Source organism: Hymenobacter sp. UV11 (assembly GCF_004684095.1).
Classification (GTDB): domain Bacteria; phylum Bacteroidota; class Bacteroidia; order Cytophagales; family Hymenobacteraceae; genus Hymenobacter.
Genome location: NZ_SRII01000004.1, coordinates 1 through 12,488 on the forward strand (window position 1 = coordinate 1; position 12,488 = coordinate 12,488).

The 12,488-nt window shown below is 58.5% G+C and carries 14 protein-coding genes; 6 read left to right on the forward strand and 8 right to left on the reverse strand.

What is annotated here, in order from left to right; genetic code table 11:
* A partial coding sequence (locus E4631_RS26235; protein ID WP_205704217.1) for a hypothetical protein occupies positions 1-328 on the reverse strand: 328 nt, incomplete at its 3' end.
* 24 nt (positions 329-352) lie between these two features.
* Positions 353-1,264, reverse strand: coding sequence for a bifunctional 2-polyprenyl-6-hydroxyphenol methylase/3-demethylubiquinol 3-O-methyltransferase UbiG (locus E4631_RS07485; protein ID WP_133659492.1), 912 nt, complete (start codon positions 1,262-1,264; stop codon positions 353-355).
* A gap of 196 nt (positions 1,265-1,460) precedes the next feature.
* Here E4631_RS07485 and E4631_RS07490 point away from each other — a divergent pair, with 196 nt between their 5' ends.
* On the forward strand, positions 1,461-2,447 hold the full coding sequence (locus tag E4631_RS07490; protein ID WP_133659493.1) for a YpdA family putative bacillithiol disulfide reductase: 987 nt from the start codon (positions 1,461-1,463) through the stop codon (positions 2,445-2,447).
* Positions 2,448-2,464: 17 nt separating this feature from the next.
* Here the strand turns inward: E4631_RS07490 and E4631_RS07495 are convergent, their stop codons facing one another.
* Positions 2,465-3,625: a J domain-containing protein gene (locus E4631_RS07495; protein WP_133659494.1), complete on the reverse strand. Its 1,161-nt coding sequence runs from the start codon at positions 3,623-3,625 to the stop codon at positions 2,465-2,467.
* A gap of 138 nt (positions 3,626-3,763) precedes the next feature.
* Here E4631_RS07495 and E4631_RS07500 point away from each other — a divergent pair, with 138 nt between their 5' ends.
* Genes E4631_RS07500 through E4631_RS07510 form a run of 3 tightly spaced genes read left to right on the forward strand, consistent with a single transcriptional unit; the run spans position 3,764 to position 5,893 of the window.
* Complete coding sequence (locus tag E4631_RS07500; RefSeq protein WP_133659495.1) at positions 3,764-4,135, forward strand: phage holin family protein; 372 nt, start codon at positions 3,764-3,766, stop codon at positions 4,133-4,135.
* A 47-nt stretch (positions 4,136-4,182) separates the two neighbouring features.
* Complete coding sequence (locus tag E4631_RS07505) at positions 4,183-5,145, forward strand: hypothetical protein (protein ID WP_133659496.1); 963 nt, start codon at positions 4,183-4,185, stop codon at positions 5,143-5,145.
* Positions 5,138-5,893 (forward strand): geranylgeranylglyceryl/heptaprenylglyceryl phosphate synthase, encoded by a 756-nt coding sequence (locus E4631_RS07510; protein ID WP_240734750.1) that lies wholly within the window; start codon positions 5,138-5,140, stop codon positions 5,891-5,893. Before E4631_RS07505 ends, E4631_RS07510 begins: the two co-directional genes overlap by 8 nt.
* Positions 5,894-6,355: 462 nt before the next feature.
* Here the strand turns inward: E4631_RS07510 and E4631_RS07515 are convergent, their stop codons facing one another.
* From E4631_RS07515 to E4631_RS07535, 5 genes are all read right to left on the reverse strand, one after another.
* A complete protein-coding gene (locus E4631_RS07515) occupies positions 6,356-7,282 on the reverse strand; it encodes an AraC family transcriptional regulator (protein WP_133659498.1) in 927 nt (308 codons plus the stop codon).
* Between the two features lie 169 nt (positions 7,283-7,451).
* A complete protein-coding gene (locus E4631_RS07520) occupies positions 7,452-8,615 on the reverse strand; it encodes an acyl-CoA dehydrogenase family protein (RefSeq protein ID WP_302476332.1) in 1,164 nt (387 codons plus the stop codon).
* Between the two features lie 131 nt (positions 8,616-8,746).
* Complete coding sequence (locus E4631_RS07525) at positions 8,747-9,424, reverse strand: zinc metallopeptidase (protein WP_133659499.1); 678 nt, start codon at positions 9,422-9,424, stop codon at positions 8,747-8,749.
* Positions 9,425-9,498: 74 nt separating this feature from the next.
* Complete coding sequence (gene rfaE2 / locus E4631_RS07530) at positions 9,499-9,972, reverse strand: D-glycero-beta-D-manno-heptose 1-phosphate adenylyltransferase (protein WP_133659500.1); 474 nt, start codon at positions 9,970-9,972, stop codon at positions 9,499-9,501.
* A gap of 72 nt (positions 9,973-10,044) precedes the next feature.
* Complete coding sequence (locus E4631_RS07535) at positions 10,045-11,091, reverse strand: lysylphosphatidylglycerol synthase transmembrane domain-containing protein (RefSeq protein ID WP_133659501.1); 1,047 nt, start codon at positions 11,089-11,091, stop codon at positions 10,045-10,047.
* 256 nt (positions 11,092-11,347) lie between these two features.
* On the opposite strand from E4631_RS07535, the gene E4631_RS07540 reads away from it, so the two are divergent.
* A complete protein-coding gene (locus E4631_RS07540) occupies positions 11,348-12,160 on the forward strand; it encodes a hypothetical protein (RefSeq protein ID WP_133659502.1) in 813 nt (270 codons plus the stop codon).
* A gap of 45 nt (positions 12,161-12,205) precedes the next feature.
* The gene (locus tag E4631_RS25855) at positions 12,206-12,382 is read left to right on the forward strand and encodes a hypothetical protein (protein ID WP_166648235.1); all 177 of its coding nucleotides are present in this window, start codon (positions 12,206-12,208) and stop codon (positions 12,380-12,382) included.
* Positions 12,383-12,488: the final 106 nt, after the last annotated feature.

Consider the following 12,488-nt stretch of genomic DNA (forward strand, 5'->3'; position numbering starts at 1 on the left):
GTGCGCCTATGGTACTGCCTTCACCGGTGGGAGAGTCGGTCGCCGCCAATTTCTGCACCAGAGCCCCCGGCCAAGCGCTTTTATCAGCGCCCGGCCGGGGGCTCTTTGCGTTTATAGTACCCCCTACCCCCTGATATTCTTGCTTCCTGTAATCTGCAAAGGACTGTGCCTTATGAAGTTGAGTATGAATGATAAAAGAAAACTGCCAGCTATTCCTTTCGAAAAGGGAATGCTGGCAGTTTTCTTTTAATGATGAAAATACGTCCAACTTCAATACTGCTTGTGAAAGTTTAGTAGTTAACTTGGGATGACGTTCGAACAACTTCATAAGCTGCTTCAAGCAGTGCTAGGGCTACTTTTCGTTTCTGGCTACTACAAACATGCGGTCGCCAAAGCGGCCAGTGAGTTGATTTAACCAATAGGTAGGATATTGGGTGCCGAGTTTAGTAGCTTGTTCTACCAAGTTGCCACCTAGACGGATGTGGGCTGGTGCTTTTACTGGGTTTTGCAAATCGACTACAGAGAAACCGTTCTTTGCTAGCATTTTTCGGATAGTAGCTGGCGTGAACTCGTAGAGATGATAGGGCGGGATATCCATGCGGCGCTGGCGGCCTAGCAGGCTGTAGGCAGCAAAACCCAGGCGCATGCTGGGCAGGTTGGTCACACTGGGTAGGGCTAATACCAATAGCCCGCCAGGACTTAGGATGCGGCCAAACTTGCGGATGGCTGCCGATGGGGAGAGCAAATGCTCTAGCACATCGCCCAGATAGGCAAGGTCGAACTGGTTCTCGTGAAAATCTTCGGTGGTTTCGATGTTGCCGGTGACCACGGGCAGGTGTAGCTCGCGGCGGGCATAATCGGCAGCGTGCTCGGATATTTCGAGGCCATGGGTTTCCCAACCCAGGCTTTGCAGGCTTTTGAGGGTGTAGCCAGGGCCACAGCCTACCTCCAAATACTGGAAGCGGCGGCCGGGGTAGTGCCGCTGCATATAGGTGGTGAATTTGTCGGGCCGCACTTGGCTTAGGTCAAGGGCTTTTCCTTCTTCAATGAAAGCTTTGTCTTTCTCTGTGCGGTCGTAGTTGGGGCGGTCGGTGAAGTACTCTTTACCGTAGAGCTTTTCCAATTGCGCGGGCGTGGGCTGCGGGTCCAGAAAGGCTAAGTCGCAGTTGGTGCAGCGGGTGCCTTGCAAGCGCTGGTCGTCGAAAATATAGTAGAAGGGTAGGGGCTTGAAGCTAGTGGCTCCGCACAGGTCGCAGTGGCGCATGCTGTAGTCGTCGTAATTAGATAGTATCGGAGTTCGATTGGCAGCGGGTGCTGGCGCGTGTTTTTACCCGGCACTAGGTGGGTAATTAAACGTCGGGTAGTAATCTTAGCTCTTTGTTGCCTGCAAAGGTCCGTAGTAGAACACAACCAGACGCGTACACGTTGGTTGATAAAGCATGCTGACTGATAATTATTACATGATACTTGAAAAACTAGATGCCGTCGTAATTGGGGCTGGGCCCGTGGGCTTGGCCTGCGCACTCGAAATACAGCGGCAAGGCCTTACCGTGGTGGTGGTGGACAAAGGTGCGCTCGTGAACTCGCTAGTGGGCTATCCTACCCAAATGGAGTTTTTTTCGACGCCCGAACTGCTCGAAATTGGGGGGCACCCTTTCCCGATGGCTTCTTATAAGCCGCACCGCGAGGATGCGCTGGATTACTACCAGCGCGTGGCCGTGGCCGAGAAGCTAGACCTGCGTCTCTATGAGCGGGTAATCGGCTTGCGCGGTCAAGCTGGGGATTTTGTGGTCGAAACTGCTAAGGGGGAGATTGCGACCCGCGCCGTGGTAGTGGCTACGGGCTTTTTTGACGTGCCCAATCTGATGAATATTCCGGGGGAGGGACTGCCCCACGTCAATCATTACTATAAGGAACCCTACGCGCACGCCGACCGTGAGGTAGTCGTTGTGGGGGCCAAAAACTCGTCGGCTAAGGCGGCGCTGGCGCTTACCCGCGCCGGCGCGCGTGTGACGATGGTGGTGCGGGGACCCGAGGTAGCTGAAACAGTAAAGTATTGGATTCGCCCCGATTTGCTTAATCGCATCAAGGAAGGGCGTATCAAGGCGTATTTCAACACTACCATCGACGCCATTACGCCGCATTCGGTGGAAATTACGACGCCCAATGGCCCGATTAGCATCAAGGCCGATTATGTGTATGCCCTGACCGGCTACCGGCCCGATTATTCGCTGCTGGTAGATATGCTGGCGCTGCCGCTCAATGAAAACGACCCGGCCCTACCCCCCATTTTTGACGTGACGACCCACGAGACAGCCCGCCCTGGCGTGTACGTGGCCGGTACTGTTTGCGGGGGATTGGCTACCAGCCGCTGGTTTATTGAGAATGGCCGCCACCACGCGCAACTGATTGCAACTGCGATGACCGACACCCTGGTTAAAGCCTAGCGGTAGCAATAGCTCACTTATGGGCAGCCCACCGCCGCCGCTTTGGCATACGAATAGCCAGCGGCGGCCCCGCGGCGGAAAAACTCGCAGCCGCTGGTCGAGTCGCCGGCCTGCTGTGCTAGGCGGCCCAGCAGAAACAGCGTGCGGCCGTCTTCGGGCTCGGTACGCAGGGCCTGAAAGTAGACCAGGCGGGCATCGTCGAAGCGGGCCAGGCGAGTGAGAGCGGCGCCTTCGGCTTGTAGGTAGGGTAGGGGCACGGGGCGGCCGGCGCGCTGGAGCTGGTGGCGGCCCTGGTGCAGGTCGGCCAAGCCAGGGCGGAGCTGGTGCAGGTCGAGCAGGCGGTTTTCGCCGCGGGCCAGGCGGGCTTCGCTCAAGGTACTATCGAGCTCGATGGCGCGGGTGTAGCTTAGCTCAGCGGCGGCGGGCTGGCGCAAGCCCGCCTGGCAGCGGCCCAGGCGATAGAATAGGCCGGCGGTTTCAGCAGGGGGTAGGGGCGCGTCGGTGGTGGCTAACAGGGCCGCTTCGTAGTCGGTGCGGGCAGCCAATAGGTCGTGGTCAATATCCTGGCGCAGTTGGCCCCGCAGCCGCAGCGCTTCGATGTGGTCGTCGCGAAAATCCAGGGCTTGGTTGAGTTGGCTCTCCGCCTCGCGCCATTGACCTTTCGCAAAAGCCGTACGCCCATCCTGGTAATACATCTTCGCCTCGACGCGGTCCATAACGACTTTAGCCGAGATGCCGAAGAGAAAAATCAGAAAAACCAAGCCGCCCACCAGCCAAAAATCCTGGCGGTTGAAGCGGGCCTGCTGCGGGGGCACGCGCTGCTGGTAGTGGCGTTCGCGCCGGCCTGCTGGCGGGCGGGTGCGCAACGGGGGGGTAGGGGCCGCGCCCGGCATCTTGTATACCGATGGGCCACTCGTGGCAGTATCGGTGGCATAGCGGCGCATCTCGGCGGCCTGGCGCGCGTCGAGTTGTAGCTTGTAATCGTACTGGGCCCGGCGGTCGGGGCTGGATAGCACGCCGTAGGCAACGGCCACAGCCTTAAACTGCTCCTCAAAGCGGCGGTCGCCCCCGTGCTTGTCGGGATGCAACTCGGTGGCCAGGCGACGATAGGCGCGCTTTATATCGGCAATGGGGGCAGTAGTTGGCACCCCCAACACCTGGTAATGATTTTGACTCACGCCACAAAAATTTAACCTAAAGCAAGGAGCGAAGGCAGCCTTCGTGCCAAGTTTTGCGTAAAGAACGCCTTAGGCAGGCAGGGTGTTACCACCGGCTGCACTTTTAACCGAATTTCTTCGCTAAACAATTCCGCTCGCATGGCTACCCTTACCGACGACAAAACGCCGCGCAACGACAGTCTTATCGGCAACCTGACTGGCTACATCGATACGCGCATAGACCTGGTACGCTTAGAAGCGCAGGAAAAAGCAAAAACCGTCTTTGTCAGCTCCGTGCACGGAGTGGCTTTGGGAGTGCTGGGCTTTCTGTTTGTGGTGTTTGGCTCTATTTACCTGGGTTTGCTACTCAATGATGTGCTGGATAGCCCCTCGGCTGGGTTTGGTCTGGTGGCTGCGTTGTATTTGCTGCTGGCCATCCTGTTCTTTGTGGGCATCGACAAAAAGATATTTCAGGGGGTGGCTGATAAGCTGCTCAACAACACTATCTACAAATCCGATAAACGTTCGTAGGCCGCCGCTTACTATTTTCTGAGAATTCCTCGCAAACTGCATCAACCATGACCGAGCCTACCAATCCCCTGTTTGAGGACGAAAAAGATTTCCTGATGCGCAAGAAGCTGGAGTACGAGCGGGCGCTACGGGGCGATGTGCAGGAAATAAAAGAGCAAACTGTGCAGGCGGGCAAAGTGGCACTGATTGGCGCGGGCGTAGTGAGCGGCGTGTGGCTGCTGGTGAAGGCTTTTAGCGGCCGCAAGCCCAAGAAAAAGCATAAAAAGCACCACCGTCCTTCTTTCGAAGACTACTCAGGCTTCGATAGCTTTGATGAAAATGACCAAGAGCTAAGTGAATTGGCGACGGACTTTCAGGCCACCGACTATACCTACGACGAGGACGGCAACTACGTACCTGTGGGCGGCGATGATGGCTTCTACTACCACAGCACGTCGGATAGCGAGGAAGACCTAGACGATAATGGCTTGGGCCAGGAGTCGGATTTTCCGGCGCACTCCAGTGCTACGCACGGTTTCGACACCGACGCTACCGAAGATGCTTACCACGTGGGCGAGGACCACGGCCAAGACGAAGGGCCCGAAGACGGCTATGCTTCGCCTAATTCGTTTGAGGCCCATCCTTACGACGATAGCCGTCGCATTTCGCACTCCGAGCAGTTTGAGGAGCCCACTACCGAAGAGCAACAGGCAACGCCGAGCAAGCCAAGCAAGAAATTAGGCGCTGCATTTAAGGTTGTGGGCCCGGCCCTGCTGGCATTTGCCAAGAGCGAAACCGGCCGGGTAGTGGTGGCGCAAGCTGCCGCCGTGGCCTTGGCGATGGTGACTAAGGTCGTGCAGGATATTATGCCCAAGGATGCGGACGAAACCAGCAAAAATGCCGACCTTGCAGCTTCATCGGCTACCAAGGGCGCTCAGCCTGTTGCGTGGCCCGCTACTTCTGCCGCCCAGGATGCCACTGCCGCCGCTCACCACGACGACACCCTTACCGCCAGCGAACCGCTTGCTTGACACGCTAGCCGGGCTGCGGCTGCGCGGGCGCAAGGCACTAGCTGTGCTGCTCGACCCCGATGACTTCGAGCCCGGCCGCCTGCGCCAATTGCTGCGCCTAACGCAGCAACACCCCGTTGATTTTTTCCTCGTTGGGGGCAGCTTAGTGCTTACAGAGCACCAGGCTGCCCTCATTGCGTTGCTCAAGGCCGAGGCACCGCAAGTGCCGGTGCTGCTCTTCCCGAGCCACGCGCTACACGTAGACCCGGCCGCTGACGGCATTTTGCTGCTCTCGCTGATTTCAGGTCGAAATCCGGATTTCTTGATTGGGCAGCACGTGGTGGCGGCCCCGCGCCTGCGCCAAAGTGGCTTGCAGCTATTGCCCACGGGCTACATGCTGGTTGACAGCGGCCGGCCCACTACAGCGTCCTACATCAGTGGTACGGCGCCCCTACCCCACGATAAACCCAGTATTGCGGCGGCTACGGCTATGGCGGGCGAGCAGCTTGGCCTGCGCCTCATGTATCTCGATGGGGGCAGCGGTGCCCAGTATCCCGTGTCGGCGGCCATGATTCGGGCCGTGCGCGAAGCCGTGGATACGCCGCTCATCGTGGGTGGCGGCCTCAATACCGGCGAGAAAGTATATGCCGCGCTGGCGGCCGGGGCCGACCTAGTGGTGGTGGGCAACCACATCGAGCGTGACCCGCTGTTTCTGGCCGATGCCGTAGCGGCCGTGCGCCAGGTAACGGCCCACCAGCCTACCAAGTAGAGCAGCGTTGAGCGATAACGAGGGGGTAGGCGGGGCAGTAGGTGCGAAGTGTGTAGTATCTACTTTCCTGCTGCTTTGCTACTGATGACCTGCTTCTTGGTTCTCAGTGGATTATTAGTTGGTTTAGCTACAAATAGCTTATAGTCAGTTGGTCGCGTGTGGCGTAGCAAGCATGAATAGCTGACGCAGCTGGTGACTCAGGCCAGTGCTGTTAAAAGCGGTTTCAGGGTCAGCGAAGTAGCGCGAACTTTGTAGTTCGCGCTACTTCGCTATTTAGCTGATTCTAATGCTAACGGCGCGGGGACGCGAACTACAAAGTTCGCGCTACTGCACGGCCTACATAGTGAATTCGAAACTGCTCTATAAGCGATTATCAAGCCCAAAGAAAAGGCTGCCCAAGTGGGCAGCCTTTTCTTCGTCTACAAAATCCGTGAAATCCGTTAAAATCCGTGAAATCCGTGATTAGATGTTCATGGCAGTTTCGCGGCGGCGCATCTTGCCGGCCGGGATACCAAACATCATCTTGAAGCGGCGGCAGAAGTAAGCCGTGTCTTTGTAGCCCACTTCCTTACCGATGTCGCGGATGCTTTTCTTAGTCGTGCGCAAGAGTGATACGGCGCGCTCCATGCGCTGATACTCAATGTAATCCTGCGGGTTGATGTTAGTCAGCATTTTGAAGTACTGGCCCACGTAGTCCTCGCTCACGTTGGCTACCGTGGCTAGCACTTTGTTCGAGAGGTCGCCGCTAAGGTTTTCCTTGATGAAGTTGAACAGGTCAATCAGGCGCGGGTCCTTGAAGTAGGTGCTGTTGGTAGCCAACTGCTCCACAAACAAGTTGTTGCGTAGGATGTAGCGCACCACTTCCACCACTAGGTTCTCGGTGTAGATGTTGATGAGGCGCTCGCGGCCGGGCAGGTCCTGCATCGACTCCTCGATTATCTTGATGACCAGGTTGGCCAGCTTCGTGTTGCCCTTGATAACAAAGGCCGGCACGTCGAGCGAGGCAAAGAAGTTAACCGAATCGAACACCTTGGCTTCGAAGGCTACGAAGCTGTGGCTTTCCTCCGCGTCGCCGATGTAATCGAGCTTGTCGTTGGAGGTAAAGAACCGGTCCTTATTTGTGATTAAATCGTCATTGGAAATGATGCGGCCGTTCGCGCCCTGGCCATAACCAACGCGGGCGGGCCGGCCACCAGGCAAAAAGAGCAGCTCGCCTTCTTCCACTGGCGAGTCATCCTCCCCAAATACCAACTTGCCCCGGTGCAACAGGATGAGATTGTTGCCAACATCATAGGCATTGCGAACGGTGAAAGCCTGGCGTAGCACCAAATTCTTGGCCTTTATGTACCGAACGCCCAGCGATTCAATAACTTTATTGTAATCTTCCATTATGTATGTGTTGTTTTCAAGAAAAAGGCACTACATCCTTGTAAAAGTGCCTAAAGTTACAACTAATTACTGCAATGAATTCTAAAAAAAATTCATTAAATAAAAAAACCCAGGTCAATAAGACCTGGGTTCTGTGCAAAATCAAAAAAAACTAGTTTTCGGAAGTGAACTATTTCAGAATTTCGCGGGATATAACGATTTTTTGAATCTCCGAAGTACCCTCGTAAATCTGGGTGATTTTGGCGTCGCGCATGAAGCGCTCAACATGATATTCCTTCACAAAGCCATAGCCGCCGTGAATCTGGACGGCCTCCACAGCCGAGTCCATTGCCACTTTAGAGGCGAATAGCTTGGCCATAGCGCCACTCTTGGCGTAGTCCACCTGGTTGTCTTTGTCGGCGGCGGCTTGCAGGCACAGCAGGCGGGCAGCGTCGATGTTGGTGGCCATATCGGCCAGCTTGAACTGAATGGCCTGGTGCTTCGCGATTTCGACGCCGAATGCCTTACGCTCCTTGGCATACTTGATGCTCAGCTCCAGCGAGCCGGAGGCGATGCCCAGCGCCTGCGCCGCGATGCCGATGCGGCCACCAGCCAGCACCTGCATGGCAAACTTGAACCCGAAGCCGTCTTCGCCAATGCGGTTCTCCTTAGGCACTTGCACGTCGGTAAACATGAGCGAGCAGGTGTCGGAGCCCCGGATGCCGAGCTTGTTCTCCTTGGGGCCCTGCACGAAGCCGGGCATGTCTTTATCTACAATCAGCACGTTGATACCGCGCGACTTCAGCTCGGGGTTGGTCTGGGCAATAACTAGGTACACCGAGGCCGTGGTGCCGTTGGTAATCCAGTTCTTGGTACCGTTCAGTAGGTAGTGGTCGCCTTTGTCTTCGGCGGTGGTGCGCTGGCTGGTGGCGTCGGAGCCGGCCTCGGGCTCGGACAGGGCAAAGGCGCCAATGATTTCGCCGCTGGTAAGGCCGGGCAGGTACTTGCGCTTTTGCTCCTCAGTGCCGTATTTCTCTAAGCCCCAGCATACCAGTGAGTTATTTACCGACATAATAACCGAGCACGAGGCATCGACCTTGGAAATCTCTTCCATGGCCAGCACGTAGCTAATGGTATCGAGGCCCGAGCCGCCGTATTCGGGGCTCACCATCATGCCCATAAAGCCGAGCTCGCCCATACGCTTGACCTGAGCCGCGGGAAATTTCTGGTGCTCATCGCGCTCGATGACACCCTGCCACAATTCACTCTGGGCAAAGTCGCGGGCGGCAGCCTGCACGGCCAACTGCTCTTCGGTAAGCTGAAAGGGGGAGGCGGTGGCCGTTGAAGTCATCATGTCAAAAACAGGGGGTAGGGAGGGGTGGGAGAGGGGAGAAGTATGTTGGTACCGCAAAAATACGGCGAAGCAGCTAAGCCGGTCGAAAAAGGACGTTGTGCCGCCGGGCGTTGGAACGGCCTGGCGAGATGCTAGTTGCGGCGGCTGCCGCCAAACAGCATCATACCGTAGTAGAGCAGCGTGGCCAGCGAGCTGATGGCGGCTACCACGTAGGTCATGGCGGCCCACCAGAGGGCATCTTTGGCGATGGCGTGCTCGTCGGTAGTTACTACCCCACTACGGTCCATCCAGGCCAGGGCGCGGCGCGAGGCGTCGAACTCGACCGGTAGGGTGATGAACGAGAACAGCGTGGCCAGCGCAAACACGGCCACGGCCAACCCCAGCGGGATAATGCTGACGCGCAGCAGCACCACGCCAGCCAGCAGCAGCAGCGGCATCACGCGCGATACCGACGACAGCGCCGGCACCAGCGCCGAGCGCAGCCGCAAGAAGCTGTAAGCCTGCGCGTGCTGCACAGCGTGGCCGCACTCGTGGGCTGCTACGGCGGCGGCCGTGGCCGAGCGCCCGGCGTACACGTCGGCACTGAGGTTCACGGTTTTATCGGTCGGGTTGTAATTGTCGGTCAGCTGGCCGTCGGTGCTGATAATCTGCACGTCGCGGATGCCATGGTCGGCCAGCATCTTGGCGGCGATTTCGCGGCCGCTCAGGCCCGAGTGCAGGCCTATTTGGGCGTATTGGCTGAATTTGCTCCGCAGCCGCTGCTGGATGCCCCAGCTAACGAGCATGAGCAGAATGAGGAAGATAAACATAGCTTTTTAAGTTACTAGTTGCTGGTCCCTTATTTCTGGTCCCTAACAACAACCAGGAACTAGAAACCAAAAACTTAGGAAAGGCGGGCTTTGGCCACAATGCTGGAAGTGCTGTAGCCCGACACGAGCGGCACCGTCAGCACCTGCCCGCCCTTGTTTAACACCAATTCGTGGCCCACAATTCCGTCAATCGTGTAGTCATCGCCCTTTACTAATACGTCGGGCTGCACGGCTTCGATGAGCTGCAGGGGGGTAGGCTCGCCAAACAGCACCACCGCATCCACGAAGGCCAGGGCGGCCAGCACGCGGGCCCGCGAAGTTTCGTCCTGCAAGGGCCGGCCGGGCTTGAGCACCCGCACCGAGGCATCGGTATTGAGGCCCACCACCAGGCGGTCGCCGAGGGCGCGGGCCTTTTCGAGGTAATCGACGTGGCCCAGGTGCAGCAAATCGAAGCAGCCATTGCTGAACACAATGCGCTCGCCGGCGGCGCGCCAGGCAGCCAGGGTAGCGGGCAGCTGCGCTGGGGTCAGAATTTTATCAGCAGTCATAAAAATGTAGGGTAAGCGTTAGCTTGCCGTGATGGAGGCTGTTAACAAGGCAAGCTAAAGCTTACCCTACACTTACTCGCTTACCAGCGGCTCGTTGCTCAAGGCTTCGGCTTCGCTGACCAGGTTGGCTTTGTCGATGGCCGCTACGGCCACGAAGCTGATACCACCCAGCAGCACCACCAGCAGCGTTTGGGCGCCGTGCACCACCAGCGCGTAGGCAATGCCCGCCTCCTTGCTAACCCCGTAGGCCAGCAAAATGCCCTGCACCAGCACGTGAAACGGCCCGATGCCGCCCGCCACCGGCGCGGCCATGCCGAAGGCGCCGAAGGTAAGCACGGCCAGCGCGGCCTTCATGCCCAGGTCGTAGGTTTCGGGGAAGCAGAAAAAGGCCAGGTAATCGAGCAGATAATAAACGAACCAGGTAAAAAAGGTGTGGAGCAGAAAGAGCCCTTTATTTTCCAGGCGCAATACGCTGAACACGCCCGCCAGCAGGCCCTTCAAAAACAGGGTTAGCTTATTAAACAGAGCATTCTGGCGCAGGCGCTCCAGGTTGCGCACCAGCGTGTAGCCGGCCGCCGCCAGCAGCACCAGCGCGCCGATGGCCGCCAGCAGCAGCGGCGTGCGGTTGCGGGCCAGGCTATCGTACTGGCCGCCCAGTAGCTTATCAGTAACGAAGGCCCAGAAGGTGTTGAAGTCGAGGGCCAGCGTGGCGCCCAGCAGCGCCAGCAGCACCAGCACGTCGATGACGCGCTCCGTCACCACGGTGCCCAGGGCCACCTGCACGGGCACGCCGCTGGTGCGCCGCAGCACCGAGCAGCGAATGACCTCGCCCGCGCGCGGCAGCACCAGGTTGGCTAGGTAGCCCACCATCATGGCGTGGTACACGTGCCAGAAGGGCGCCGGCGTGCGCGAGGCCGTGAGCTGCATTTGCCAGCGGTAGGCGCGGCTGAAGTAGCCCAGCGTGGAGATAACGCAGCTGAGTATCAGCCAAAAATAGTTGGCTGTACGAATATAGTGCCCGATGCGCGACAGGTCTTGCCCGCGCACGGCGTACCACATCAGCGCCCCGGAGATACCCAGCAGCAGGGCGTATTTTAAGACGGTAAGAAGGTGTTTCACAAATAACAGATGCTTGCAAAGAAACAGCAATATACTTTAATGCAGCCTGCTTTTTAGGCCAATAAGCCATACTGCTTGCCCTAAGCTTAGGCCAATGAATAGCGCCAAAAAACCTGGAGCATACACGTTTCGGGCGGTTTGCTGCCCTGCAGGGTGGCCGGTAAAGATAGCCCGCTGCCCGCCCGCGTCTAGGATTTAGCGCCGGCCAGGTTGTACTTTCCGGCCTCAATCAACCCCGCGCCTACCCCCCTCCGCTATGCAAAATTTACTTGTCGGCCCCTGGCGGCTGGTCCTGCTGGCCGCCTGGCTGCTAGCTGCCGGCAGTGCCCGCGCCCAGACGCCCTTGGGCCAGCCGTCGCTCGACGAGGCCAAGGTGCAAATCTGGTGCGCCACGGCCCGCTACGTGTATGCCGACGCCGGCCGGCCGCAGCTGCAGCGCACCCTGCGCTGCCAGGGCGGCAACCTGGCGGCCCTGGCGGCCAGCCTGCGGCCCGATAGCCTGCGCATCTATTCGGTGCTGTACGCGCCCATTGAGGAGAAAGGCCGCATCTATAAAGGACTGAAAGACAACCCCACGCGGCTGGCAGCACTCACCAAGGCCATCATCAGTAAGCTGAAAGCCTCGCCCGCCCGGCAGCGCGACCCCACCCGCCTCGCCAACCTGCAGGTGCTGGAAAAAAAGCTGACCGACTACGTGCAAACCGGCCTACCCCCCACCGACGCCGCGCCCGCCCCCGAAGCCGCCGATACCAACCCCGGCCCCGGCCCCGCCGAAGCTGCTGAAACCGGCGTCGGCGCCGGCCAAATGCCCCTCGCCCGCCCGGCCACGGCGGCTACTGAGTCGCTGCTAAATCGCTTTTTTGCGCCCTTAGCGCTGATTTTCAGTATTCTAAGCCTAGTGCTGTACGTGATGCTGCGCCTGAGCCTGGGCCGCACCCTGCGCGAGCTGCGCCGGACCGCTACCCCCCCCGCCAGCCGCGAGCTGACCGCCGCCCAGCGCGAGCAAATAGAGGAGCTGGTGGCCCAGCGCGTGGCTGAGGCCCTGCGCGAAGCGAATCCTGGCACCTGAGCCCAGCCCGGCAAGACGAATTGAGTCAGTAGCTGTTATAAGCCAATGCGTGCTTTTCTACGTCTGCTCGGGTGCGGAGCGCTGGCGCTGGCTAGCTGCCAGGTGACGCCGCGTTCGACCGGGCGCAAGGAAGCCATGCACGCCAATGCCATTTCCAATAAGCACACCGTCACGGAAGCGCCTACGCTGGAGCGGGCGGCGCCCAGCGTCAAGGAGCAGTAGAAACCGGTCGTCAGTGCGAGTAGCGCGGAGCAAGCGCACCCGAACTATGAATGAACGATTGGCGTGGGTGTCGTTCGGGTGCGCTTGCTTCGCAGGCTCGCAATGA

Excerpts from the sequence above, each read along its gene's own strand:
- E4631_RS07500 (WP_133659495.1), top strand. The coding sequence starts at position 3,764 with ATGGCTACCCTTACCGACGACAAAACGCCGCGCAACGACAGTCTTATC.
- E4631_RS07525 (WP_133659499.1), bottom strand. The coding sequence starts at position 9,424 with ATGTTTATCTTCCTCATTCTGCTCATGCTCGTTAGCTGGGGCATCCAG.
- E4631_RS07505 (WP_133659496.1), top strand. The coding sequence starts at position 4,183 with ATGACCGAGCCTACCAATCCCCTGTTTGAGGACGAAAAAGATTTCCTG.
- E4631_RS07485 (WP_133659492.1), bottom strand. The coding sequence starts at position 1,264 with ATGCGCCACTGCGACCTGTGCGGAGCCACTAGCTTCAAGCCCCTACCC.
- E4631_RS07490 (WP_133659493.1), top strand. The coding sequence starts at position 1,461 with ATGATACTTGAAAAACTAGATGCCGTCGTAATTGGGGCTGGGCCCGTG.
- E4631_RS07540 (WP_133659502.1), top strand. The coding sequence starts at position 11,348 with ATGCAAAATTTACTTGTCGGCCCCTGGCGGCTGGTCCTGCTGGCCGCC.
- E4631_RS07520 (WP_302476332.1), bottom strand. The coding sequence starts at position 8,615 with ATGATGACTTCAACGGCCACCGCCTCCCCCTTTCAGCTTACCGAAGAG.
- E4631_RS25855 (WP_166648235.1), top strand. The coding sequence starts at position 12,206 with ATGCGTGCTTTTCTACGTCTGCTCGGGTGCGGAGCGCTGGCGCTGGCT.
- E4631_RS07515 (WP_133659498.1), bottom strand. The coding sequence starts at position 7,282 with ATGGAAGATTACAATAAAGTTATTGAATCGCTGGGCGTTCGGTACATA.
- rfaE2 (WP_133659500.1), bottom strand. The coding sequence starts at position 9,972 with ATGACTGCTGATAAAATTCTGACCCCAGCGCAGCTGCCCGCTACCCTG.